The organism is Pseudomonas sp. Tn43 (assembly GCF_014192635.1).
GTDB lineage: Bacteria > Pseudomonadota > Gammaproteobacteria > Pseudomonadales > Pseudomonadaceae > Aquipseudomonas.
Window position 1 is genome coordinate 849,178 of sequence record NZ_JACHYG010000002.1, and the last position, 23,932, is coordinate 873,109.

Here is a 23,932-nt window from a genome sequence, read left to right on the forward strand (position 1 = left end):
GATCAGTGGGCCAGGACGTCAGTCGCGAGCAACAGGTGCGGACCCTTTGCGCCAGGTAGCAGCACAACGCTGTAGCGCTCGCCGGCCTTGAGCTGGCCCAAGTCAAGCGGGGCGCCGACGTTGGTTTGAGCGCAGACCAATTGAACCGACAGGCTCACCGGATTGATCGCGCGACGTTGCACGCCGCCGTCGGCGACCTCCTTGAACAGGTCGGCGTTCTTGCCCGCCGCGCGCAAACCGGCGTGGGCGCACGCTGGGTCGGCGCTGATAAACGCCAGCGAGGCTCTCAGGCTATTGAAGTCGTCGGGTTGCTCGCGGATGACAACCTGGCGGATACCTTGAGCGTTGTCTGGCAAAGCGATCACGCTGGCGAATTCGCCTGCTGCCACCTGAATGTCCAGCGGCTGGCTTTTGCCGTTGCGTTCCAGGGTGCCCTTGATCGGCTGATTGGCGGGCACGGCCAGGTAGTCGGACACGGCATTCGAACCCTCGAGTCTGAGGCTGGCCTGCGAACCTTCGGCCAGCAGCTGCAACGGTTGGTCAGCGGCGTTGATAAAGCGCAGAAAGGCCGAGTCCTGATCCGGGCCGGTCGGGTACAAGGCGATGTCGGCGGCCTGGGCGTGCAGACTCAGCATCAAGGGCGCGAACAGCGCCCAGCCACATGCGAATCGGGTCATTTGCCGGCTCCTGTGCTGCTGACCCGGTCGGCGGGCAGTTTGGCCAATGCACCCGCTATTGCAGTGCCCCATGCTTGATAACCGGCGACAGTGAAGTGCTGCCCATCAGTGGTGATCCACTGCCCGGGTTTGGAGAGCGTCAGCGAATCGATGTAGGTGCAAGGCGCCACGTTCGCGGCCAGAAACTGCGACATCAACTGGGTGCGGGCATCATTCTTCTGGTACATGCCACCGGCCTTGCCCCAGGCTGGGCCCACCCAGGCGCAACGGGTGCCGGTGGCCGCGATGGCCTTGGCCAGTCCGGTGACGCTTTGCCATGCCCAGGCCTTCGGAAACACTGGCTTGTCATAGGACGCCATGGTGTCGCCGATGACCAGTACCACCAGGTCGGGTTTGTCGGCGGCGATCAGGTCCTGGATGGGTGTGGTGGTTGCCTCGCGCCCTTTGATCACGATCTTGTCGTTAGCTTTGCGCTCGGCGCCGCAGTCCACCTTTTTGCTGATCAGCCAATCGCCGGCGCTGGCACCGCAGGCACCGATAGAATGAACCAGGGCGCCTTGGCGAGTCAGGTTGTCGTGCAGCGGCTCCAGCAAATGGTCCGCGAGGCTCATATGGCTTTCCCCAAGAACAAGGAGAGTCAGGCCGGCAAGGGCAGAAGTGGGCATCGAAAGCTCCAGAATGATCAGTTGGAATAAGGCGAGGTGTAAGGGCTGACCGGCAGGCTCATGGGGCCGCTGATGTCTTCGAACTGGTAGCGCAAAGACAGGGCACCGCTGAGTTGTTGGTAGTCGTGGGCGTTGTCCAGGCCCAGATTGGCGCCCAGCAGGAAGTTCGAAGCGACCTTGTATTCAGCCGCCGCGGCGACGCTGTAGCCGATCCCGGTTTTGTTTTGCCCTTCGTAGCGCAGGCCCGAGGCCGCTTGCAGGGCTTTGTCGTTAGGGAAATAGTCGGCGCTGTCTTGCTCGAAATGCTGCACGCCGACCGAGCCCTTGACTTGATACGTCAAGCGTCCGGTGCGTTGTGCCCAAGTCACCGGGATACCCAGGGCGAAGAACGTCTGCGGGCTGAAATAGCCGCCGTGGCCATAGGTGAAATAGTCCTGATTGTTGGCATAGCTGATGCCAGTCATGCTCAGGCCGACGGTCAGCTTGCTGTCCGTTGCATTTTGCAAGTACCAGTAGACACCGCTGCCCAGCTCACCGCGGCTGTTGGACTCGACATGGTTGCCCAATAGCTGGTGCCAGGAGGCGTAGCCATAGGCGCCGACTTCGTTGTCGTCAAAGCTCAACTGACCACGCCCGCCGTTGGCGGTCACGCCGCCCCAGGACTGCCCGCTGCGTTTGTCCGTGGTGCCGGCAAACGAGGTGACGCTGTCAGTCACCGGCCGCCGGGAAACGCTCACGCCGTAACGGACGTTAGAGGTGTCGCTCACGGGGCGATCAATGCTGATCCCGCCAGTGGCGGTGGTGTATTTGAAGCCGAGCGGGGTGGTGCCGAGATCAGCTTTTAACCCATCCGCGGGCCGTTGAATGGCAACGGAAAGGCCGACACCCTCGGCTTTTTGCGACCCGGTGCCGTCGCGTTGCGCACCGCTACCAAAGCGCGACAGCGCATCGTCGCTGACACTGCCGGCGTTCAGCGAGACGGGCGTCACGCGCAGGGCGACGCGGCTTTCGTCCAGCGGGATATTGATTTCCAACGGTGTTTCAACATCGGTCAGTTTGCTCAACCCCGACTCACTGTTGTTGCTGCGAATGCTCACGCCTTGAGTGATGTAGGCACTGCGCTCTTGAAGAATTTTATTCAGCGCCAGTTGCGCCGGACTGATGTCCTCGCTCACCCGTGCTGCGCGCGGCAGCTGCGACTCGAATTGATTGCTCGCTTGTTGCGGCCGTGGCGGGGCGTCGATGCCAAACGGGGTGTGAGACGTCAGGCTGCCCGGCATCTGCTGAACCGGTGGCGGGATCGCTGCCAGCAAGGTGTCGCGACTGACCTCGCTACGGTGACCCGAAATCCCGGCAAAAGGGTTGGGCGCCACCGTCGACCCGGTCAGTTGGCCGCTCTGGCTTCTGCGTTTCTCGTTCTGTTCAATGGCCACCGCTTTGCGCAACAGATCGGTCGCCGTGCCGGTCTGGCCCATGTTCTGATAGCGGCGGGCGGCCTCTGTCAGCGTTTGAGGGTTACCGGATTCAGTCTTGAGCAACTGTTGCAGTGCCTGTTCGGCAAAGGCCGTGTCCTGTGCCAATACCGCCGCATCGGCGGCACCCAACAGCAGTTGCGGGTCATTTGGCTGACGCTGTAACAGCGGTTTGTAGAGTTCGAGGGCTTTGGCCGTGTCGCCGTTGGCCGAGTACATCCGCGCCAGGGCCGCGACGGCAGCGCTGTCACCGGGGCGTTGCGCCAGGGCCGGCGCTAGCGTGTCATAAGCGCTGGCCAGATTGCCTCGTTCACGCAACTGGTCCGCCTGGCGGATGCGATAGAGATAGAGCAGGTCGTCGAAACGCTTGCGCGCCGGCGCGTTCAAGGGCCTGTTTTGAAGGTCGCGCAGAATCTCGTTGACCTGTACGTCTTCTCCGGCTTTAAGCAGGACAGCCGCGTATTGCAGGATGAAGTCCGCCGAGGGCGCCGTGGTGTTTTGCAATTGGCCGCGCATGAGGGCCAGCGCACGGGTTGGCTCACCGATGTCGACATACGCCGAAGCCAGGCTCGCTGTGCGATCCGGACTGTTGTTGGCCGTCGGCTGAATACGATCGAGCAAGGTCAGGGCTTCCTGGCGCTGTCCGCGCTTGCCCAACTCGATCGCCTGGCTGAGTTGCAGGTTGAGGCTGACATCAGCGGCCAGCGCGTCCATGTCCGGGGTGCGCTGGTCGGGGCGCAAGCGTCCTAACGTGGTCTGAGCGGCTTTCCACTCACCCATCTGCACTGACAGCAAGGCGCTGACGTACAGCGCATCGGCATTGTCAGGGCGGGCCTGGAGCATGGCGTTGATCAAATCCCGAGCCTTTTGCGGTTCGCCCATCGCCAGGTTCAGACGGGCCAGGGCGAAACGTGTCCAGATGTTGTCCGGCTCAACGCGCAGCGCGTCTTGCAAGGCGTTGCGCGCAGCGGGCAAGTCGTTGCGTTGTTCGGCGAGGGCGGCCAATTGCGTCGCGCGCAAGGCTTGCAGGCGCGCGGACTGGCCGATCTTCGCCTGCCCGGTGGCGGGCAGGCTGTTGATCAGTTGCAGGGCTTCATCGTTCTTGCCGCTCTTGAGCAGCACATTCACCAGCCCCTCCTGTGCGTGAGGGTCGTCGCGGCGCTGGTTCAAAATCTGCCGGTAGTTGCGCTGAGCGTCATCGAACTGGCCCGCGCTGGCCTGAATATCCGCCAGAGTGAGGCGAGCATCGACCCCGTTTGGATTCAGCCGCAGCGCCTGGTTGACCAAGACCTGCGCCTGGGCTGTCTGGCCTTTGGCCCGGGCGTCGCGAGCCTGCTGCAACGCAGACCAGTAGCGCACTTCGTTCAGCGCCACTTGCCAGTGGCTGCCATCGTGTTGTCGCGTGGCCCGCCCCAAGAGCTGTTCCGCTTCGGCCAGTCGGTGTTGCTGCTGGCGAATAACCCCAAGGCCACCCAGCGCGTCAGCATCGTCGGGCCGGGTTTTCAAGCGTGCTTGAAAAGCCTGTTCGGCGGTGGCCTGATCGCCTTCTTTGAGCGCCTTCAGGCCGCGTGCGACTTCGGCAGGCGGTTGCCACTCCTTGCTGGCCGTCGTTGCCGCCTGGTGCTTGCCCTTGTTCATCTGCGCCCGGATTTCCACGTCATCCGGATGCGTCTTGAGGTACGCCTCGAACAACGGCACGTGTGCCGGATCGGGTGGGCCGATCCAGGTCAGCGCCAGGCGCCAGCTTTCGTCGGCATCACCGGCAATGTCGGCACGCTGGGTCAGTGCCGCCAAGGCGCGAATGCCCTCGGCACGGCTGTCTTCACGGCGGACCAGATGCTTGGCGTAAAACAGCGCGACGATCGAATCGTTGGGCATCTCTCGTTGCAGGCGCTCAAATCCGCCGCGTGCTTCAGCCCAATCCGCCTGATTGAAGGCTAGGTTGTTGTAATACTCGCGACCGATCGTACCTTGAGGTGGACGGCCATCGAACAGTGAGCGAAACACGGCAGTCGCCTTGTCCCGCTCACCGGCATCGACGAGGCGCCGAGCCTCTTCCAGACGCTGCTGATTCTGCGGTTGGGCCACGCTGATGTCCTGCGCCAATTGCAGTGCCTGCCGAGGCGGTGGCTGGATAGCCTGCAAGCGGGCGAGGTATTGCTGCGCCTGGTGTGGCTTGCCCTGTTGCACGCCAATCAAGCCCAGGCCATACAGTGCGTCAACCTGGGCCGGGTCCAGCAGCAGGACCTTCTGCCAGACTTCCGCCGCGCGTTGAGGGTTTTTGTGCACCTGCCAGTATCGCCCTTGCTCAACGAGTAATGCCTGTGGTGTTGGACTTTGCGCGTGGGCAGCAGCGGCCGTCCATGTGCTCATGACGATGATGGCTAGCGTGCGGTGGTGCGCGTGCATGCGGTCTCCCAGGAAAGTTTCAGCGTTCCGTCTTCCCGGAATCGGTAATGTTTATCTGCCCATCCGAGGGCGAACAGGCTGAGCATGAAGTTGTAGTAACGCGGCGCACCGGCTTCGCCATCAGGCCTGGCCAGCGCTTCGTGCAAGGCGAGCTCCACGCGACGTCGCTGCTGATCGGCCAACCCGGGGTACCCTTTCGCCTGAAGGTAGGGAATCAGTGCGGCCCAGAATCCGAACGGGCTCTGACCCTGAACAGTGCCATGGCGAACCTGGACTGTTTCTGGCGCAGACCCCGTTGCGACAGTGCTGCGGGCCATGCCGTCCAGCCGTTTGAGCAGGCGCGCGGCCAGCGGTCCAGAGCTCTCACTCATGCCCAGCCAGAGGTACACGCGAATGGCATCGTAGCTGCCCGTGTCGCCATGGATCGGGTCACTTGTGAAGGCACCCGATTGCGCCGAAGTGCCTTGATAACCGACCCAGTCAGCGACGAAACCATGGCGGCTTGATTGGGTAATCATCGTCGCGGTGTTGTGGGCAATCGCTTGCCAAGGCCCCGAGGGTGCTTCCTTGGCCAGCCGTCGTAACAGTGGCAGTGGCAGGTAGCTGGGGTTCAGGCGCCAGAGAGCGTCCGGCTGGACGAAGCCCTGTGGTCCAGGCAACACCATCGGGCCCAGCCCGGGGAGCTTGACGACCAATTGCGCTTCAATCGTCGCCATCAGGTGCAGGGCGTCCTGGTGATAGTCCGGCCGATGCCACAGGCGTGCGGCTTCAAGCAAGGCATAGGTGATCCACAGGTCGGCGTCGGCCGCCGAATTGGCGTCTTGCAGGCGCCACTGACCGTCCGTGCCTTGCCCCCATAACCAGCCCGGCAGGCGTGTGGTGGTGGCGGAGCCTGCGAGGTTGGCTGAGGTCCAGCGCCAGAGTTTGTCAAAGCGTGGCTGATCGTTGCCGATCAGTGCGAAGAGCATGCCGTAGGACTGCCCTTCAGAGGTGCTGTGATTGTTCTGCTGGCTCGATTCCAGAACCCGGCCGTCGGCCTGGACGAAGCGTGTTGCATAGGTTTGCCACAATGGCCAGGCCGGCAGCTCACAGGAGTTTGCGGCCGCTATCGCAGGCGCCAGCAGGGCAAGCACAAGCGCAGCGCTCAACCTGCGCGTGTTACCACGCAGGCACTGGCGAAGTGAAACACCTCGGCGGCTCATGGACGACACAGGCATGCGCGACTCATTGACCAAGACGACGTCTGGCCTGTACCCGCAGGGCCAGGTAGGCCATCGAAGCAAGCAGCAGGATCCCCAGGAGCGTGAACAGCATGAGCGCCATTACGTTTTGCGAGAGGTACCACTGCAGATAGCGCAATGGGCCCAAGCTCCCGACGTAGTAATCCTGCTCGGCGACCAGCGACTCGACATGCTTGCCCCTGACCACCACCAGACTGCCTTGCAACTCGCGGGCGTTTTCTTCGTTGCTGAGCAGGGCGTTGGTCACGTCTGCCAAGCCGTTGGGCCTTGCGCTGGCGATAAACACCACACTGCGTCCACTCTTGAGCGGCGATTCGAATCCAGTCAGATACGCACTGCCATCGTCCGCGGTAAACCTGAAGCTGCTGCGCGCTTCACGCAGATTGGTTTTCGTATCCGGGCTGATCCAGTTGCGCAGGCGCAAGGGCAGGTCAGACAGTTCAACGTACTGCGCAGCGTCTTCGCCCTTGGCCGGCAGCAGGCTTTGCCATTGCTCAAGCAGTGGCTGATTGTTGCCAGAGGCGAGCACCAGCAAATCCCGGTCGCTTTGCTCAGCCACCTGGTCGGCGTGGACCACCTTCACGCCGGTGGCCGGGTAACCGGTGGAGTCGCCGAAGCGGCCCAGCAGGGTCAGGTAGGCACTCAGATCGGCTGCGCCTGGCTCGTTCGGCAGGATCACCGAGGTTTCAGAAAGGTCAGCCATGCGAGTGAACGGGAAGCCACTGTCCTTGAACACCCCAAGATTGGGCATGGCCATGAAATGTTCGTATTGGCTGAGGTCCAGGGTCGAGTCCGGGTCGATCACACCGCGCATGTTGTCGATGATGATGTCGCGGCATTCGCCCTGTTTGATGTAGTCATACATGAAGCGAAATTGCAGGCGTGATTGCAGCGCAACGGAATTGAGCGGCAACAGCATGCGCGACGTGCGGGCCAGGCTGTCGTCGGTTTTGAGCATCGCCAGCAGGCTGTCGCTGTTGCCGAGTTTCTCGATCGAGGGCAGATCGATCGACTTGATGAAGGTGTCGTTGAAGTTGACCAGCAACGAGGAGTTGGTGGAGACCGGTTGCGGCGTATAGCGGTATTTCAAGTCCAGTTGCGCACCGGGCTCACGCCAGTTGAACAGGTCCGGTGGCAAGCGCAGCGCAACCGTCATTTGCCCCGGGTTATAACCCGACACATTGAGTTCTGCGGGCTTGGCCAGTTCACCCAGGCGAACCGGGCGATCGGAGGGCAGCCAGTTAGGCGCGTCGTACGGTTGGCGTGGCTTGAGCGAATCGATCCGGTCAATCACTACACTCTGCCCGGAAAAGGCCGAGCCACCAAGGGCCAGCGCTGTCGCGGCAATCTTGAGATCGGCGCCATCGCGCCCGGAGACGATCAACAGTTTGCCCTGAGCATCATTGGGGTTGCTCACAAGCGTCAATGTCGGCCCCGTGACCTCTTTGATCGGTAAGCCACTCACGGTCGTTGTTTCGCTGCCGCTGACAAACACCACGGCGTTGCCTTTGGCCGGCAGGCTGGTGAGGCTGGCGGGGAAGGTTGCGCCGCGGTAGCTGGCCAGGGCGCCAAACCAGGACGACAGGATACCGGCGGCCTCAAGCTCAGGGCCGGCCGGGCGCGTGGCGAACACGAAGGGCAGCTTCAGGGGCGAGGCGTCTCGACGATCGAACAAGGGTAGCGGCAGGGCGGACAGGTCGTTGGGCTGTTTAATCGAGGACACCTGGAGGCTCAGCTGGCTCTCGTTGCTGATCCGGGCCCAAAGGCTGGAGTGCAAAGGGTCTTCACATTGCATCGTGTAGTGACCGATGAACTGCAAGCTGAGCCGGTTGAATTCGGTGATGGTCTGCGGCGGAATCTGCACGGTCCGGGTCTGCAATTTACCGGCCTCTTCCTTCGGGAGGGGCAGGCTGGCGGCCACTTGATCGTTGACCAGCACATTGATCTGCGAAAGGTCGGCCAGCAGGGCTGGTGAGTAGCTGTACTGCAGCGTGACCTGCGCCGCCGTGACGACTTCATCGGCGCGCACATCGAAGTTCACACTGTCGGTAGCCTCCACGCCTTTAAGAGTCATCGAATAGCTTTTGCCCAGCTCCTTGAGGGTGCGGGTATAGCTGTTGCCCGGGGCATCGGCCACGGGCAACGAGGCCACCGGCATCATCGCCGGGTCTGTGGCGTTGAGTGGGGCGGCAGCGCTCAAAGCCCAGCCGCTCCAGCCCATTAACGAGCAGGTGATCAGCATGAGTGAGCGACGAGGAAGAAAGGTCCGGCGAGTGGAAGGCTTCAAGATCGTTGCGTGTCCGCGGTGGAGTCGATAGGTGATGGAGTGTCCGGGCGTTTGCGCAGCAGCGCCTGGCTGTCTTTCAGGGCTGCAACGAACAAGCGCAGGATGGCGCGAAAGCCAATGCTGCTGACCTCGCGCAACGCCGACATGGGCGCGTCGAGGCGGCCGTTACCCCACGTGTTGGCCCAGGTGTCGGCCCGTGAAAAGGTCAGTCGCACCAGTTCGCTTTGCTGGCGCAGGGTCAACGCCTCGAATTGCACGCCCGCCACGTTGTCGTTGCTGAAGACCGTTTTTGCGGGAAAGAGGCTGGAGGGCGGTGTGCGCAGAATGCACAGCTGCAGCTTCTCATTGACGTTGAGCAGAACCTGCGGTGGCAGTGCCAGACCCACGCCGTTTTGTGAAAAGTCCCGGGTTACGCAATCGAACCAAGTGCCGTCTTCGCGATAGATGCGCACGGGCAGGTCCGCGGGCACCCGGGGTTCGTTGCGCACCTGAGAGGACTCAGTGGCAACCGCCACAGCGGTGCTGACGATGACGATGTTGTACACGGTCCAGGCCAGGTTGATCAGCAGGGTCGTGGCCTCGGCAGAATCACTCCCGATGAGTTTCACCACGCCGATCGCCAGACCGATCATGTTCAAGGCCAGCAGGACGATATAAGGCCGCGCGAGCTTCCAGTTGAAATAGTCCTTTTCGATGGTGCCGCCCTTGTCGGTCACGTTGAATTTGCCCAGCGAAGGGCTGATCAGGGCCAACAGCACCGGTCGCATGATGTACCAGGCCAATACCGACTCATACACTTCGTTCCAGAAGGAATGACGGAATCGCCCCTGGATGCTGGAGTTGGTCAGGCTGGAATGGAAAATATGCGGCAGTACATAAACCGTGACCATCAACGCCGAGGCATGGAAAATCTGCGCGTCAAAAAACAGATAGGCCAAGGGGGCGGTCAAGAACACCAGGCGGGGCAGGCTGTAGAAGAAGTGCATCATGGCGTTGAGGTAGCAAATGCGCTGCCCCAGGTTCAGTCCTTTGCCAAACAACGGATTGTCGGTCCGAAAAATCTGCGCCATGCCCCGCGCCCAGCGTATGCGCTGGCTGATGTGTCGGGAAAGGCTTTCGGTGGCCAGTCCCGCCGCTTGTGGAACGGCGAGGTAAGCGGTATTGAAACCACGGCGATTGAGCTTGAGTGCCGTGTGCGCATCCTCGGTCACGGTTTCGGTGGCGATCCCGCCGACTTCCAGCAAATGAGACCGCCGGATGACCGCGCACGAGCCACAGAAGAATGCCGCGTTCCACAGGTCGTTGCCGTCCTGCACCAGGCCGTAGAACAGTTCACCTTCATTGGGGACCGAGCGAAAGGTATCGAGGTTTTTTTCGAACGGATCGGGTGAATAGAAAAAGTGCGGCGTTTGCAGCAACGCCAGGTTCGGGTCCTTTAAAAACCAGCCCATGGTGATCTGCAGGAAGGAGCGGGTGGGCACGTGGTCGGCGTCGAATATGGCAATGAATTCGCCATCGGTGACTTTGAGTGCCTCGTTGAGGTTGCCGGCCTTGGCATGTCGATTGTTGTCGCGGGTGATGTAGTTGACACCAATCTGCTGACAGAAAACCTTGAATTCTTCCCGGCGTCCGTCATCGAGCATGTGCACCCGCAGTTTGCCCTCGGGCCAGTCAATGGCTTGAGCTGCGAGCACCACCAGTTTGACGATACCCAATGATTCGTTATAGGTCGGAATGAAGACGTCTACCGTCGGCCATTCTGCGGGTGGCTGTTGCAGAAACTGCGGTTTGCGGTGCAACGGCCAGGCGGTCTGTACATAGCCGAAGATCAGGACGAGCAAGGCATACAGTTCGGCCAGCACCAGACCGTAACCAAATACGGCATCCTGCCAATTGTCGAAATTCAAGGTGTCAGTCAGACGCCAATACATGTAACGCAACGAGGCGATCAGCGAGAGGGTGATCAGGGTCAGGATCGCCAGACGCCCGGCCTGCTTGCGGATGAACAGGCTGGCCACAAAACAGACGGCAGCGAACACGGCCTGGGAATACAGATTCAGCGGCGCAGTGAGAATACCCAGCACCAATAATGCGGCGATCAGCCCGGCAGATATCTTCAGGCCCTGGCGCCAACGCAGGGGCCATCGACTGACGCGAGCCTGGAAAGTATCCAGCAGCCCCTGCAACCACCATGTCTTTGCAGGTAGCTGGTTCAGTTGGGCGGTCATGGCGTGCCCTGCTGGCTGCAAGTGTCCGCGAAAAGCAGGGCATGGACCGCGCCGGACAGCGAAAGAATGTCGTGACAGCCAATGCTCTCAGGTGCGTATTGGAGGAGGTCCCGACCATAGGCCAGCGACTCGTTGAACTGGTGATCGAGGCGAATCGTCCCGATCAGGTCCGCGCCGAGCCGCCGCACAAACAGCACGCCCATGTCCCTGCTGAACGTACGCGAGTCATCCCGTTGATTGAGCACATAGCGGTGCCGTTGCCCACGTCGACGGGTGGTTTCCAGCCACTGGGTCATGGTGTCCAGTGCCAGGTAGGAGGCCGCATCGGCCACCGTCATCACCAGCACCAGATCGGCGGCGTCGAGCGCCTGTTGCGAATAGACGGTCGCACCGGAAGGTGTGTCCAGGATCACGGTATCGTTTTCGCTGAGGTTCATGGACGCAAGGTGCTGATTCAACCAGTCAGAATCTTCAAGCATCAACTGCCTGAGCAAATGGCGGTCATCCATCTCGCCAGTGCCGAAGGGCAGGCACTCACTGTCGCTAAAGCCTGGCAGGCGATGAGCGCCCCAGTCTGCATCCTGCTCTTTGAGCTGGATCAGTCCGGGAACCTGCCGGGTGATACCCAAGTGGCTGGACAGCGCATTCTGAGGGTCCAGATCAATCGCGATGGTGCGCCCGCCAGGGCGCCGAAGTGTTTTTGCCAGGCCAGCGGCGACGGTGCTTTTACCCACTCCGCCATTCGCCGAAACGATAGCAATGACCTTTGCCTTGGTCCGCTTGCGAGTCGTTTCTGGCAGACCGTCTCGACGAACCTGGTTGAGTTCACGCAACAGATCGCTCAATCGCTGACGGTCACCCGTACCAGAACTCGCAGGTGGCTCGGTCAGAAGAGGGAACCTGGGCGCGCCAATCAATAGGGAAGGCTGTGGCTCGTCCGGTAAAAACGCAGCGGGCGTTGGCGTTGATGTGGGGGAAGGCAAGACTACCGACGGTTCTGGCTTAGGCAGTACAGGTGTAATCGGATCGTCTTTGAAATCTTTATAGTTCGGTTGTATTTCCTGGTAGGTCTCTGTATTGGCGCCAAAACGTGTAAAGAGTTTCGTAATATCGTCTACATATTTCATGCGTTGTACCAGGAATGAAATAACTCTCAGAAACTCAGCATTCCATTAACTTAACAAAGTTGATGTGTCGTCTTGGCGTTGGCAGAGTGCCATTAATCTAGGATGCCGGCGTCTGGGTGTCAATGATTGTTATAAAAAGTCAGCGAGGTCTGTTAGTGTTAATTTGAGTGTTATTAAGATGTTATGTTATTCGGGAAAAGTATGGAGTGCTGGAATGGGTCTAATAATGACGGTTGGGCGGGGGCAGTGTGATGATGGGTAATGGAGGTGCTTCGTTCAGGGGCTTTCGGCGCAATGGCGTGTTGATCGCCTTCAATGATCTGATGCCGGGTTATGCATTAAATAAGTTGACTGATGTATTAAAAATGGGAGTGGCGATTTCAGCGGAGTTTATACAGCTTGAAAATAAATCCATTCCTGCTTCAGTAATAATAGAAACCTTGGGTTTTACACTCTCGGGCGCTAGAGGGAATTTCGTTTCCCGCTCCAAGCATTAAAAATGGACCGTTGAAAAGAGGCCCATTTTTTTTCGACTGAAGAACAGTCTTTCTTGGCTGTTTGCGCGACGTTCCATCGGGGTTGGCGTGAAAAGCCGGTCGCTGGATTGAATAACTGGCACTTGGCCGGGCTTGACGAACACGCATCAATCTCCTTGCGAGGGCGTTTCCTCCAGCGCAATCACATCCAGCATCACGCCCGTGCGCGCCACCACCCGGACCTGTTGGCCCAGGCGCAGGGGCGAGCGACTCTGTACTTGCCATCTTTCACCCTGCAATTGCACCCAGCCGCTCATCGGCATACCCGGCAGCAGTCCCGTCACCGTGGCCTGGCTGCCGACCAAACCCGCATCGCCGCTGACCAAAACACGGCGTCTGGCCTTGAGCGCCATGCCGACCAGCGTCATCAGCAACAAGGCGCTGATCAGTGCGACGCCGATGATCAGTGCCAATGGAATTCCGAAGCCCGGTACATCGGTGTCGATCAAAATCACTGCGCCCACTACAAAAGCAACCACCCCACCGAAGCCGATTACACCGAAACTCGGTAGAAACGCCTCGGCGATCATGAAAGCGATTCCTAGCAGAATCAGTCCGACCCCGGCGTAGTTCACGGGCAACAGTTGCAGGGCATACAGCCCCAGCAACAGGCAGATGCCACCGAGCACTCCACCAATGCCCGACCCTGGGTTCATGAATTCGAAGATCAAGCCATAGACCCCCAGCATGATCAGCAGCAACGCCACGCTGGGGTTGGTGATCACCGCCAGCAGTTGTGTGCGCCAATCAGGCGCATGGTCGATGAGCGCAGCCCCGGCGGTGTTCAGCTTCAACGTCTGACCAGCGACATTCAGGCTCTTGCCGTCCAGTTGCTTGAGCAGGTCTGCCACATCATTGGCCACATAATCGACCACCTTGAGTTTGAGCGCTTCGTGGGCGGACAGGCTGAGCGACTCACGTACCGCTTGTTCGGCCCAGTCGGCATTGCGTCCACGTAGGTGCGCAAGGCCACGGATATAAGCCGCCGCATCGTTTATCTGTTTTCGAGTCAAGGTGTCCTGCTGTTCACGCGCAGGATTCTTGTCGGTGCCGGGTGGGCCCGGCGGCTCAGGCGCGGTCCCGGGCAGGCCGCCGATCTGCACCGGTGTAGCAGCGCCTAGGTTGGTGCCGGGGGTCATTGCGGCAATGTGACTGGCATACAAAATATAGGTGCCGGCGCTGGCCGCCCGTGCGCCACTGGGGGTGACGAAACTTGCCACTGGCAATGGGCTGGCCAGAATCGCCTTAATAATCAGGCGCATCGAGGTATCCAGCCCGCCAGGGGTGTCGAGGCGGATGACCACCAACTGCGCGCCCTCGGTCACCGCACGCGTCAAGCCGCGCTCGACGTAGTCGGCACTGGCCGGGCCAATAGCATCGTTGACGGTCAGGACCACGACACTGCCTGCAGCCGTTGTTGAACCCATCGGTAACCCGATCAGCATTATCAGCAACAGCAGGCGGCACCACCAGTGACTGTTCACGGGACCTCCAGTTGCGTGTATTACGGCCTGCAATCCTCACTTAAAGCGTAGTTGAGTCCATTATGGGCGACACCGGCGTGATGGTTAGTCCATTGCCTCTGCAGATAGGAGCGATTCTGAATTTCGAATAACACGTCATTGGTTGGCGGGCTAGCATCTACTCTGGACTGTCAGACAGTACTTCCTGTGTAACCCTGTGGAGCCTGCAATGTTCAAGAACTGGAGTGGTCAGGTCGCATTGGTCAGTGGAGCAGGTAGCGAACATGGGATTGGTCTAGCGATCGCGCGACGGCTTGGGGACTTGGGCGCAAAGCTGATCATCACCGGCAGCAGTGCCCGTATCCATGATCGCGTCGCGGAACTGAGCGCGGCAGGTTACGAGGTGCAAGGACGCGCTGCAGATCTCACTCATCCGGCTCAGGTTGTCGAACTGGTAACCTGGGCTGAGTCGCTATGGGGGCGAATCGATGTACTCGTGAACAACGCCGGTATGGCGATTCAGGGTGAAGCCGAAACGTTTTCTGAAGTGGCCAGTATGAGCGTCGATATGTGGAACACGTCGATTGCCCGTAACTTGACCACTGTATTTTTGCTGACCCGCGCTGTGTTGCCGGGGATGCAGAATCGTCGTTACGGACGCATCGTCCATATCAGTTCTACGACCGGCACCCGCGTCAGCAACCCTGGCGAGGCCGCGTATGCGGCGGCGAAAGCGGGGATTGTGGGCATGAACATGAGCTTGGCGCTGGAAGTCGCGCCATACGGCATCACCGTGAACTCTGTTGCCCCAGGGTGGATCGCGACGCAATCGAGCACAGCAGAGGAAATGACCGCAGCGCAGTATGTTCCCGTGGGGCGTGCCGGTAGACCAGACGAGGTCGCTGCGGCGGTAGCTTTTCTTGCTTCTCCAGAGTCCAGCTACATTACGGGTGAGCTGCTCGTGGTCGACGGGGGCAACTGCCTCTCTGAGAACAAAAGCCCCCGTTGAGGGCCAGGAGCTTGTTAATTTCTTGGTCAATTCAGCCAGAGCGTTTCAGAACGCCAGTCCTCAGCGTGCATGACACGACAGAATGGGCCGGCCAGGGTTGCGTTGTGATGAGCGATGATACTTTCGGCCTTCAACGCAGGAGTGTCAGCGCAGGTATGACCATCGGCGATCAGCACTGCATCGAATCCAAGATCGCGTGCAGCGCGACAAGTACTGTCGACACAATACTGGGTCTTCATTCCGGCAATAACCACGCCCTGAGATCCACAAGCTTTTAACCGATCGGCCAGATCAGTCCTGTAGAAAGCGTTGGGTCGGCTTTTTTCGAAGATCACCTCGTCGCCTTCCAGTAACAGTTCCTGCACCAGTTGCGTCAACGGGCTTGCAGGTTCGATAGGCGAGCCAGGCGGACCTACGTGGCGAGCAAGAAAAATAGGTGCGCTTGCCCTGCGGGCTTTGCTCAACAGGCTATTCAACGTGTTCAGCAGCGCTTCGCCATTCCATGGTTTATCCGGGCCATGAAACAATCCAACCTGCATATCGAGAATCAACAGTGCATGCATCGTGCTTTTCCTTGCGTTTGGGCCAGCGACACAAGGGCAAAGAAAAGGCCCTGTCCATCGCTGGCGGGCCTTTGAAGTTCGTGCGTTATGGGTTCACGACACCTCTCACGACTCGCCTCTGGCGGTCGTGGTCGTGGTGGTCGAGGCAATGCGTAACTGATTCATAGAACCGACAGTATCCGCAGGGTGCCTGGTTGGCAAGGTGGCATGACCTGCACAACGACTACTTTTTGTATCGAGTGCGCTCAAAAACGTTTTTACCCACCCATTGCGGACGGTCGTGGGTTGTTCCAGGGCTTCGCACTAGCGGCGATAGTAACCGTGGGCGTCATTGTAACGATGCCGCATGGCCCGATCCTGGTGGCGCTCCCAATCACGATGGCGTTCAGCTTCTCGGCGGGCTTGCTCCCTTCGCCATTGATCTCTGCGCCACTGATCTCTGCGCCAGTCGTCTCGGCGCCAATTGTCTCTACGATCATGCCAATGGCCGTCATGCCGGTATCGGTCGTCATGGGCAAGCATCAGTCCTGGTTGCTTGTCGGCCATACTGCCCACGGTCAGCCGAAGGTGGTCGGCGGTCTGGACAGGAGCCTGAATGGCTGGGACTTCAGTTGCGAAAACAGGGGTTGAGGTCTTCATCTGTGTGGCTGATGCCGAGCCCATTGCCGCGAATGCGAACAGGCCTAAGAGCACCATCCGTGGGACATGGAATTTCATGAGCGAAGGCAACCTCTGAATGACAATTGGGCGTGTGGCCATCTGGCGGCGGGAAGCCTGCGGGGGCGTGCTTACCTGGCGAATGTGCCTATCCACATAGACCGACAAATAGGGAAAAGTTCTAGGGAGCCGTTGCTTAAATAGCCAACGTGTTCGAACACTTTTGAAGTTTGCTTTCTCCACGCCTGTTTCTGGCCGTTTTCTGCTCCGCGCGAAGTGCAGCAATAGCTCATGCCTGGATGTGGGGTTGATAAAAAATGATGCTGGTTGCGACGGCCGTTGCCCCAGGAACTTCGAGATATTGGCCAGGTCAATAGCGGCCCGGTATCAGAAGTGCCGAGTAGCGTTGTGGTCTGTTTTACGGCAGTGCCGTCCGAATTCACTCGAGTCCACCCCCTGATGCCAACCAAGAGTTTTTTGCCAGGTCTCCTTTTGGTGTGCTGCGCCGTCGCATCGCTTTGTTCGTCTGCTGCCGAACGAAGAGCACCCGCCCAAAGCAACAGTGCATCAACGACCCTGATCGAAACCGCCTCGCGGCAGTATGAAAATGGCCAACTGGATCAAGCCGCCGCCACGCTTGAGCGTGCCCTGCATATCCAGCCGAACAATCCCGCGACGCTGCATTACCTTGGTGTGTTGCGTCTTCAGCAGGGGCAGTACCAGCAGGCTGAAACCTTGGCGGTGCGCTCGAACATGCGGGTGGGGCGCAATATCGAATTGCGCAACCGCAACTTCCAATTGATCCAGGCGGCGCAGGCCCGGTCTTCGGGTATTTCACCTGGCAGAGCCGGGCCCGAAGGACAATTGCAAATGGTGAATGTCGAGCCAGAGCCTGCGTACGGTGAGGTTGAGATGCCCCGCGGCCTTATGCCACCTCCGGGTAAATGCCGGATCTGGTTTCCTGATCGCCCGCCGGGGCATCAGCCTGCACCGGGCAAGTGCAAGAAGCTGCGACATCGGGTTCCGTCAGGGGCCTACCTGGTGCGCGGTTGAGTTGCTGGTGTCCTCTTTTGGCTCCTAAGTCTTGGTGTCCTGCTTAGGCTTCCCCCATCTATTTGGACATTTAGGCCCGCCACGGGGGAAGAGCCCCTTCGAAAAGTGAAAAGGCTCGATGCAGGAAATTGTTGAAGCGAGCGGCATCACGGCGCAGCCCTGCCTGTTGACCCCCAATCAGGCACAGATGGGCCATCTGACCAATCACTTCTGCTCCGCCTGGCATATGGACCAAGCGGCGGCACGTCCGTACCGCGAAGTCCAGTCGTGTTGTGTCAACACGCTGCTGAAACTCGCCTACCAGCGGATCGTGCAGCGACCAGGCTCGGATGGAAATTTCCCGCTCAGGTTGTTTCTCAGCGGCAATACTCAAGTAGCGTTTCAAGATTTCGCCCGCGCTACGACCCTGCGCCGCATAAGCGAGCATGCGCTCCGTGTAGTCTTCTTCCCAAGCAGCCAGCAAGGTGCGGACAAAGTCTTCGCGATTGCGGAAATGGTGATAGAACGATCCGCGGGTCACATTCAATCGGCGGGATAGACTCTCGGCCGAAACGCCGATATGTCCTACTTGATCGAGAGCCTCAAAACCAGCCGCGATCCAATGGTGACGAGTTAGTTTTCTCACCCGTTATTTCGCTCCCTATTTAGCACCATACAGACTGTGTATGGTGCGCAACCGATTGATACGCTGCGAACACCAGCAAAAATGGCCGTTGCGTTTTGCACGCCAGCACTTTTCATGGAGCTCGCCTTGAAAAAAATCGTCCTGGTTGCTTTCGACCAATTCACTGATATTGATCTATTCCTGATGTGGGACATTTTAGGCCGCAACACTGAAGACTGGCACGTGCGAATATTGGGTTCCAGCTCTATCGTGCGATCGGCGCACGGCCTGCCTGTTTCAGTACACGGTCCGCTTTGCGAGGCCAATAGTGCTGACGCGGTATTGTTCGTTAGCGGCAAGGAAGGGATACCCGCTGCACTTGCCGCCCCGGACTTCCTGCCGTCGTTTGAACTTGACTCCAAACGCCAGCGAATCGGCTCCATATGCGCCGGAGCGTTTATTCTCGAACGGCTTGGGCTGCTCAGCGGCCAAGCAACTACACACCCGGATGCACGATCGAGCTTGCAAGCTCTGGGACTTGAGTCCGTGAACCAGCCTCTTGTATGCCAGGGGAACGTTGCAACCGCTGGCGGATGCCTTTCGGCGCTCTATCTGGTGGGATGGCTGGTTGAATCTTGGTTCGGTGTCGACAAGCGCCGTGCGACGTTGCTCCCTGTTCTGCCAGCTGGACAGCAAGAACTTTATGATGCCTTGATCGGGCTCAGTATCCGACAGGGAATGAGCAATGAGCGCGGTGTCCCTGTCCGGCTTGAAAGTCGGTAACCGTCACTTCTAAGCTAGATAAGCACTTACAGGGCGACAAGGAGCGTTACACGACAAACCATCGCAACAAGAAACGCGACATGGCATGTCGTCTAATTAGTAGTTAGAACTCAGGAGAGATCCCCGATGCCACGAGAATTTGAGCTCGTTATGTCCGTGCCAGTCCCCTCGAGGTCCGGCATCACCTACCTTTACAAGTCGATGAACCTAGCGGACGCTTTTGCGATTCGGCTCCCTGCGGGCGCATCTAGCAATCCAGATTTGTTAGCTCGATTCATCCTTTCCCACCAGCCATCCTGGATCGGATGGCTCATGAAAGTCCGAGACACTATCGTTGTCTGTTTTGGTCTCAAGACAGCCAAACATTTGGCATCACTTGCTAATCGGATTGGAATCTTCAAGGTCTACAGCACGAACCAGACTGAAATCGTGTTGGGAGAGGATGACAAGCATCTCGACTTCCGGATATCGATCCTATGTTCTGCAGAGGCAGAGCCAGAAGGCAGTCGCCAACTCGTTTTTTCAACCGTGGTCCAGTGTCACAACCGCTTAGGCCGGGCCTACATCTTCGTTATTGCCCCATTTCACCGCCTGGTGGTGAAGGCCAGCCTGCTTCGTGCAGCGCGCGTCGGTTGGCCTCTGGCTACCTGCCCCTAAGGCTGAGGGCGTTGTGTGCACCCTGAGGTCTAACCCTTCCATCGAAAGGCTGTTCTGGCAAGCCTGGCCAAGTCTCTCATGTCAAACGTTAGGCCTCTAAGATTCATGGCCCGCGAAAGGAAGACGGACAGTTTGATCGGTTACAGCCATTACCAGCATTTCTGGCGCCATCGCTTCTCGGGCCTGCTTGATCGTCAAGCTGAGTTGGTCGCGGTTGGAACCGACGATAGATGGTCATCTCACTTCAGGGTATTACCCCTCTTGTCTGCATTTTGCAGATAGAGTTCCGCTCGATAAATTTTGACATGACTCGGGGCCTCGAATCCTAGAGTCACCTTGTCGCCATTAGTCCCAAACACTTCGATTTGAATTTCGTCGTCGATGCGTATGGCTTTACCGGTATTCAGAGTGAACACTATCATTAGGTTTTCTCTTTGGTTAGGGGCTGAGTTAACTATGAGCGCTTGATTATCAATGTACTTTCAGTGCCAAAGATCTAGGAATTATCTGATTTTTTTGCTGAACTATCTGCATTGTTCCTTGGCCTTGCTGCTCAGCAGGCTTTTTATTTCTAACGCGGGTGATCGCTGCAAGTCAGCACGTTTCAGGGTGCCGGAAGGTGATGTGCTGGGAACGACTGGCCCGCAACAGCAAGCATCAAAACTGTCAGCAGTGCTGCGAAAGAGTTTTTATTTATATATCTATTAGATCGAAGTAATGGGGTCGTGAAGCACGAGTTGAAATGTAGAGAAGGGAGGGGTGGGGTATCAGATGATCTTGTTGGTCGGTGTGACGGGAGGGCGACGCAAAAATTATTAAGAGTTGCGTTTGATGTTGTTAATTATGCATGAAGTTGTTTCAGAATCGTCTGATGGTGGCTGGCCAAAGTGCCAACTTAAGCTACTCGGTGGAGGGGAGGTTTCGTTTTAATAACGAGCGTTATTTTATTTTAAATGCGAACCCCCCTGTGGGCACTCTGCCGGCCACAGTGAGTAAACATGAATACAGACGACACTTTCTTGAAAATCAACCGCAGGCGCCTGCTCGGACTTGCAACCGGAGCCGGTTTGGTTAGCCTGCTGCCTAGGCAGGCGCTTTCGGGGTCGCCGGACTCGGTCATTGCAGGCCAGACTGCATTGAGGGAACAGGTGCGCTACCCGGAAAAGACCGGGATGATTCTGATCACCGATCGGCCGCCGCAACTGGAAACCCCGCTGCATTTCTTTCGTCAGGATCTGACGCCCAATTCGGCCCATTTTGTGCGCTGGCACTTGTCTGGTTACCCGACCGAAGTAGATACGCGAACCTTCCGTTTGCGTCTCGACGGCCTCGTCGACAAACCGCAATCGTTCACGCTCGAAGAACTGGTCAAGGGTTTCGATCCGGTCACGTTGGTGGCGATGAATCAATGCTCCGGTAACGCACGTAGTTTGTTCAGTCCGCAACCGCCTGGCAGCCAATGGCAATTCGGCGCGATGGGTAATGCGCAATGGACAGGCGTGCGGCTCAAAGATGTGCTGGCGCGTGCCGGGGTCAAGTCCGGCGCAGTGGAAGTGGCGTTTTCCGGGCTGGACGAGTCGCCCATGCCGGGGTTGCCCAAAGTAGTCAAATCGTTGAAGTTCGATCATGCCGTCGACGGTGACGTGATGATCGCTTACGCCATGAATGGTGAGCCGTTACCTATGCTCAATGGCTTCCCGCTACGCCTGGTGGTACCGGGCTGGTACGCGACGTACTGGATCAAATCGCTGGCGCACATCGAAGTTCTCGAAAAGCCTTTGAGCAATATCTGGATGGACGTGGCCTACCGCATTCCCGATAACCCGGAAATCAACGAAGAGCCGGGCAATCTGGCGAAGAAAACCGTTCCGATCAATCGCTTTGCTACCCATTCGATTTTCGTGCGCCCCGAACCCGAAGAGCAGTTGTTGCTCAATCATCCGATGATGCTCGAAGGATTGGCCAATGACGGCGGCGACGGCATAGCCCGCGTCGAGGTGTCGGTGGACAACGGCCGCACTTGGGTCGACGCACTACTGGATCCTGAGATCGGGCGCTTTTCCTGGCGGCGCTGGCGTTACCTTTGGACGCCACGCGAGAAGGGTCGTTATACCTTTCTGGTTCGCGCGACCAATCGCGCAGGCGAGGGGCAACCGGTCACGCAGTGGAATCGTGGCGGCTTTGCGCGTCGCATGATCGAGAGCACCAGCGGAATGGTGGTCTGACATGGCCCGCCATTATCTGCCGTGCCTATTGGCATGCGCACTCAGTCCGACGCTCCACGCGCAAGAGTCGCCGGATGTGAATTTCGGCCAGGCGGTACACAGCATCACCGTGCCGCACAACGAGCCGTACCTGCTGGACGGGCCGGGACGTGCAGAGTTTCTTCAGCAGTGCGTTATTTGTCATTCGCCACGCTATGTCGTCATTCAGCCTACCTATCCACGCAAAACCTGGGCGGCGGAAGTGGCGAAGATGCGCGACGAGTACGGCGCGCCGATTCCCGATGCGGCGGTTGAGCCGATCCTCGATTACCTAATGTTCCTGCAAGGTAAGCCCACGCTATGAGTGATGTTGAAACCACCGCCCACTCGAGCATCTCACGCGCGGCGTTGGTCATGCTGATTGGCGTATTGAGTCTGGGTACCGTTATTGCCTGGAGCGTGGTGAGCATGCCCGCGAGTTCGACCATTAGCCCGCGTGGCGACACCTTGCCCCGTGTGTCCCAAGGGACGGCGTTCGACCCGGGCCGAGCGTCTGCCCTGATCCAAACCGGCAAAGTGGTGGTTCGCCAGCGTTGTGCCGGTTGCCATGACGCGCAGCAACGTCTGGAAGGGCCGTCCTGGCAAGCGATTGTGGCGCGCTACCAGCAACATGTTGGTGCAGATCCCATGGGCGCCGATGCCTTGGCACTGATGAATACCGCCATTAGTCACCCGCGTCCGGGCTGGGACGGATATACCCCGGGACCTTCAGCCATTGCTCTGACACCCGATGCACAACTGGGCGTGGCCGCCTGGATATTGAGTCATGCACGAGAAGAAATTAAATGAGAAGTCTTGATTCGGCATCGACCGGAATTGCTCAACGACAGCTGGAATATCTACCGCGCACCGACTACGACCTGATCAAGGCGCACAGTTACGCAGCGGTCATCACGCTGTTTCTGTCCGCCATAGCCGGTCTGCTGGTCGCGCTCAAACTGACCCTGCCGGAGCTGTTGGGTAACCACGCGGCATTATCGTGGGGCAGACTGCGATTCGATCACACCCAAGGCATCTTCTTTGGCTGGTTGGGTAACGCGTTTTTCGCGTTCTGCTATCACATGGTGCCTCGTCTGGCTGATCGTCCGGTGTACAGCCGCAAGCTTGGCTGGGGGATTTTCCTGCTCTGGAACCTCGGCGTGCTCTTGCCGGGATGGGTGTTGATTTCGCTGGGCCTGGATAACCAGTGGCTCGCGGTGCAGTCGCTGGAATGGGCAGAGTTCCCGATGCTCATCGATCTGTTCGCGGTGCTCGGCTTGCTGCTGATCTGCGTGCAGTTCGCCGGACCTTTCGTGCTCAAGCGTCAGTCCGGGGGAGTGTATATTTCCGTCTGGTACCTGGTAGGCGGCGCAGTCTTCAGTTTGCTGGCCTATCCAGTTGGCAACTTCGTCCCGGCCTTTGTTCCGGGGGCGCAGGGAGCGGCCTTCAGCGGACTGTGGATTCACGATGCGGTCGGGCTGTTTGTTACGCCGTTCGTGTTGGCGATTGCCTATTACATTATCCCGGCGACCACCCAGCGACCGATCTACAGCCATTTTCTGTCGATGATCGGCTTCTGGTTTCTGTTTTTCTTCTACCCCTTGAATGGCACCCACCATTACGTCTACTCGGCAGTGCCGATGGATGCACAGAAGGCAGCGATCATTGCCTCGGTGTACTTGGGGATGGACGTGATCCTCGTGGTATTCAACCTGTTGATGTCGCTGCGCGGTCAGGCGGCGAAGGTGGCCAGTGACGTGCCGTTGCGGTTCGTCTGGACCGGCATCATTTTCTACCTGCTGGTCAGCCTGCAAGGCGCTTTCCAGGCTTTGATGCCAGTCAATCGCTTGACGCATTTCTCAGATTGGGTCATCGGTCACTCGCATCTTGCGATGCTCGGTTTCGCCACCTTCATCGCGGCTGGCGGCATTGCCCATGCGTGGCAGCGTATACCGCATGCGCGCTACAACGACGCCGCCATGAATTGGGCCTTCTGGCTGATTACCGTTGGCCTGTTGCTGATGTTCGTCACGTTGACGGCTGGAGGGCTGGTTCAGGCGCACCTTTGGGCGAGCACCGCGCCGTGGATGGATTCGGTTCGCGCATCACTTGCCTACTGGTGGCTGCGAGACCTATCGGCAGTGCCGCTGCTGGCAGGTTTTGTATTGTTTTTCTTCGGGCTGACCACGGGTCCGCGCTCGACTTCGTGCAGCGTCCCAGACCCTCGCTTCCACAGTGCAATGGCAGGAGCCTGACCC

21 protein-coding genes are annotated in these 23,932 nt (G+C 58.7%); 10 read left to right on the top strand and 11 right to left on the bottom strand.

What is annotated here, in order from left to right; genetic code table 11:
* Positions 1–2 precede the first annotated feature (2 nt).
* From FHW68_RS08140 to bcsQ, 7 genes are read right to left on the bottom strand one after another with little or no spacing between them, the layout of a single operon-like run.
* Positions 3–677 carry an alginate O-acetyltransferase AlgF gene (locus FHW68_RS08140; RefSeq protein WP_183679814.1) on the bottom strand — a complete coding sequence of 225 codons (675 nt, stop codon included), beginning with the start codon at positions 675–677 and terminating at the stop codon, positions 3–5.
* Positions 674–1,342, bottom strand: coding sequence for an SGNH/GDSL hydrolase family protein (locus tag FHW68_RS08145; RefSeq protein WP_183679816.1), 669 nt, complete (start codon positions 1,340–1,342; stop codon positions 674–676). The genes FHW68_RS08140 and FHW68_RS08145 overlap by 4 nt, the downstream gene beginning before the upstream one ends.
* Positions 1,343–1,359: 17 nt before the next feature.
* The gene (locus FHW68_RS08150; RefSeq protein ID WP_183679818.1) at positions 1,360–5,223 is read right to left on the bottom strand and encodes a cellulose biosynthesis protein BcsC; all 3,864 of its coding nucleotides are present in this window, start codon (positions 5,221–5,223) and stop codon (positions 1,360–1,362) included.
* Positions 5,199–6,440 (bottom strand): cellulose synthase complex periplasmic endoglucanase BcsZ, encoded by a 1,242-nt coding sequence (gene bcsZ / locus FHW68_RS08155; protein WP_183679820.1) that lies wholly within the window; start codon positions 6,438–6,440, stop codon positions 5,199–5,201. The genes FHW68_RS08150 and bcsZ overlap by 25 nt, the downstream gene beginning before the upstream one ends.
* 7 nt (positions 6,441–6,447) lie before the next feature.
* Entirely contained in the window at positions 6,448–8,751 is a 2,304-nt protein-coding gene (bcsB, locus tag FHW68_RS08160; protein WP_260296375.1) for a cellulose biosynthesis cyclic di-GMP-binding regulatory protein BcsB, read from the bottom strand.
* On the bottom strand, positions 8,748–10,979 hold the full coding sequence (bcsA, locus tag FHW68_RS08165) for a UDP-forming cellulose synthase catalytic subunit (protein WP_183679824.1): 2,232 nt from the start codon (positions 10,977–10,979) through the stop codon (positions 8,748–8,750). Before bcsA ends, bcsB begins: the two co-directional genes overlap by 4 nt.
* The gene (gene bcsQ, locus FHW68_RS08170; RefSeq protein WP_183679826.1) at positions 10,976–12,106 is read right to left on the bottom strand and encodes a cellulose biosynthesis protein BcsQ; all 1,131 of its coding nucleotides are present in this window, start codon (positions 12,104–12,106) and stop codon (positions 10,976–10,978) included. The genes bcsA and bcsQ overlap by 4 nt, the downstream gene beginning before the upstream one ends.
* A gap of 251 nt (positions 12,107–12,357) precedes the next feature.
* Here bcsQ and FHW68_RS08175 point away from each other — a divergent pair, with 251 nt between their 5' ends.
* Positions 12,358–12,603 carry a hypothetical protein gene (locus FHW68_RS08175; protein WP_183679828.1) on the top strand — a complete coding sequence of 82 codons (246 nt, stop codon included), beginning with the start codon at positions 12,358–12,360 and terminating at the stop codon, positions 12,601–12,603.
* Positions 12,604–12,749: 146 nt separating this feature from the next.
* Here the strand turns inward: FHW68_RS08175 and FHW68_RS08180 are convergent, their stop codons facing one another.
* Complete coding sequence (locus tag FHW68_RS08180; RefSeq protein ID WP_183679830.1) at positions 12,750–14,126, bottom strand: nodulation protein NfeD; 1,377 nt, start codon at positions 14,124–14,126, stop codon at positions 12,750–12,752.
* A 208-nt stretch (positions 14,127–14,334) separates the two neighbouring features.
* Between FHW68_RS08180 and FHW68_RS08185 the strand changes: the two genes are divergently transcribed.
* The gene (locus tag FHW68_RS08185; RefSeq protein ID WP_095631984.1) at positions 14,335–15,114 is read left to right on the top strand and encodes an SDR family NAD(P)-dependent oxidoreductase; all 780 of its coding nucleotides are present in this window, start codon (positions 14,335–14,337) and stop codon (positions 15,112–15,114) included.
* 26 nt (positions 15,115–15,140) lie between these two features.
* On the opposite strand, the gene FHW68_RS08190 is transcribed toward FHW68_RS08185, so the two are convergent.
* Positions 15,141–15,677 carry an isochorismatase family protein gene (locus FHW68_RS08190; RefSeq protein WP_183679832.1) on the bottom strand — a complete coding sequence of 179 codons (537 nt, stop codon included), beginning with the start codon at positions 15,675–15,677 and terminating at the stop codon, positions 15,141–15,143.
* A 321-nt stretch (positions 15,678–15,998) separates the two neighbouring features.
* Here FHW68_RS08190 and FHW68_RS27420 point away from each other — a divergent pair, with 321 nt between their 5' ends.
* Positions 15,999–16,307 (top strand): hypothetical protein, encoded by a 309-nt coding sequence (locus FHW68_RS27420; protein WP_183679834.1) that lies wholly within the window; start codon positions 15,999–16,001, stop codon positions 16,305–16,307.
* 486 nt (positions 16,308–16,793) lie between these two features.
* On the top strand, positions 16,794–17,387 hold the full coding sequence (locus tag FHW68_RS08200) for a tetratricopeptide repeat protein (protein WP_095631986.1): 594 nt from the start codon (positions 16,794–16,796) through the stop codon (positions 17,385–17,387).
* Between the two features lie 70 nt (positions 17,388–17,457).
* Here the strand turns inward: FHW68_RS08200 and FHW68_RS08205 are convergent, their stop codons facing one another.
* Positions 17,458–18,012, bottom strand: coding sequence for a TetR/AcrR family transcriptional regulator (locus FHW68_RS08205; RefSeq protein WP_095631987.1), 555 nt, complete (start codon positions 18,010–18,012; stop codon positions 17,458–17,460).
* Between the two features lie 126 nt (positions 18,013–18,138).
* Between FHW68_RS08205 and FHW68_RS08210 the strand changes: the two genes are divergently transcribed.
* Positions 18,139–18,774 (top strand): DJ-1/PfpI family protein, encoded by a 636-nt coding sequence (locus FHW68_RS08210; RefSeq protein WP_183679836.1) that lies wholly within the window; start codon positions 18,139–18,141, stop codon positions 18,772–18,774.
* A 126-nt stretch (positions 18,775–18,900) separates the two neighbouring features.
* Positions 18,901–19,431, top strand: a complete 531-nt coding sequence (locus tag FHW68_RS08215) for a DUF2867 domain-containing protein (protein ID WP_095631988.1) — start codon at positions 18,901–18,903, stop codon at positions 19,429–19,431.
* A 239-nt stretch (positions 19,432–19,670) separates the two neighbouring features.
* Here FHW68_RS08215 and FHW68_RS27510 read toward each other — a convergent pair whose 3' ends face one another.
* A complete protein-coding gene (locus FHW68_RS27510; protein ID WP_183679838.1) occupies positions 19,671–19,853 on the bottom strand; it encodes a carbon storage regulator in 183 nt (60 codons plus the stop codon).
* A gap of 576 nt (positions 19,854–20,429) precedes the next feature.
* Between FHW68_RS27510 and FHW68_RS08225 the strand changes: the two genes are divergently transcribed.
* Genes FHW68_RS08225 through FHW68_RS08240 form a run of 4 tightly spaced genes read left to right on the top strand, consistent with a single transcriptional unit; the run spans position 20,430 to position 23,929 of the window.
* Entirely contained in the window at positions 20,430–21,656 is a 1,227-nt protein-coding gene (locus tag FHW68_RS08225; RefSeq protein WP_183679840.1) for a molybdopterin-dependent oxidoreductase, read from the top strand.
* 1 nt (position 21,657) lies between these two features.
* A complete protein-coding gene (locus FHW68_RS08230) occupies positions 21,658–21,999 on the top strand; it encodes a hypothetical protein (RefSeq protein ID WP_183679842.1) in 342 nt (113 codons plus the stop codon).
* On the top strand, positions 21,996–22,484 hold the full coding sequence (locus FHW68_RS08235; RefSeq protein ID WP_183679844.1) for a hypothetical protein: 489 nt from the start codon (positions 21,996–21,998) through the stop codon (positions 22,482–22,484). Before FHW68_RS08230 ends, FHW68_RS08235 begins: the two co-directional genes overlap by 4 nt.
* Positions 22,481–23,929 (top strand): cbb3-type cytochrome c oxidase subunit I, encoded by a 1,449-nt coding sequence (locus FHW68_RS08240; protein WP_183679846.1) that lies wholly within the window; start codon positions 22,481–22,483, stop codon positions 23,927–23,929. The genes FHW68_RS08235 and FHW68_RS08240 overlap by 4 nt, the downstream gene beginning before the upstream one ends.
* The last annotated feature ends 3 nt before the right edge of the window (positions 23,930–23,932 follow it).

Excerpts from the sequence above, each read along its gene's own strand:
- FHW68_RS08140 (WP_183679814.1), bottom strand. The coding sequence starts at position 677 with ATGACCCGATTCGCATGTGGCTGGGCGCTGTTCGCGCCCTTGATGCTG.
- FHW68_RS08145 (WP_183679816.1), bottom strand. The coding sequence starts at position 1,342 with ATGCCCACTTCTGCCCTTGCCGGCCTGACTCTCCTTGTTCTTGGGGAA.
- FHW68_RS08150 (WP_183679818.1), bottom strand. The coding sequence starts at position 5,223 with ATGCACGCGCACCACCGCACGCTAGCCATCATCGTCATGAGCACATGG.
- bcsZ (WP_183679820.1), bottom strand. The coding sequence starts at position 6,440 with ATGCCTGTGTCGTCCATGAGCCGCCGAGGTGTTTCACTTCGCCAGTGC.
- bcsA (WP_183679824.1), bottom strand. The coding sequence starts at position 10,979 with ATGACCGCCCAACTGAACCAGCTACCTGCAAAGACATGGTGGTTGCAG.
- bcsQ (WP_183679826.1), bottom strand. The coding sequence starts at position 12,106 with ATGAAATATGTAGACGATATTACGAAACTCTTTACACGTTTTGGCGCC.
- FHW68_RS08175 (WP_183679828.1), top strand. The coding sequence starts at position 12,358 with ATGATGGGTAATGGAGGTGCTTCGTTCAGGGGCTTTCGGCGCAATGGC.
- FHW68_RS08185 (WP_095631984.1), top strand. The coding sequence starts at position 14,335 with ATGTTCAAGAACTGGAGTGGTCAGGTCGCATTGGTCAGTGGAGCAGGT.
- FHW68_RS08190 (WP_183679832.1), bottom strand. The coding sequence starts at position 15,677 with ATGCATGCACTGTTGATTCTCGATATGCAGGTTGGATTGTTTCATGGC.
- FHW68_RS08200 (WP_095631986.1), top strand. The coding sequence starts at position 16,794 with ATGCCAACCAAGAGTTTTTTGCCAGGTCTCCTTTTGGTGTGCTGCGCC.
- FHW68_RS08215 (WP_095631988.1), top strand. The coding sequence starts at position 18,901 with ATGCCACGAGAATTTGAGCTCGTTATGTCCGTGCCAGTCCCCTCGAGG.
- FHW68_RS27510 (WP_183679838.1), bottom strand. The coding sequence starts at position 19,853 with ATGATAGTGTTCACTCTGAATACCGGTAAAGCCATACGCATCGACGAC.
- FHW68_RS08225 (WP_183679840.1), top strand. The coding sequence starts at position 20,430 with ATGAATACAGACGACACTTTCTTGAAAATCAACCGCAGGCGCCTGCTC.
- FHW68_RS08230 (WP_183679842.1), top strand. The coding sequence starts at position 21,658 with ATGGCCCGCCATTATCTGCCGTGCCTATTGGCATGCGCACTCAGTCCG.
- FHW68_RS08235 (WP_183679844.1), top strand. The coding sequence starts at position 21,996 with ATGAGTGATGTTGAAACCACCGCCCACTCGAGCATCTCACGCGCGGCG.
- FHW68_RS08240 (WP_183679846.1), top strand. The coding sequence starts at position 22,481 with ATGAGAAGTCTTGATTCGGCATCGACCGGAATTGCTCAACGACAGCTG.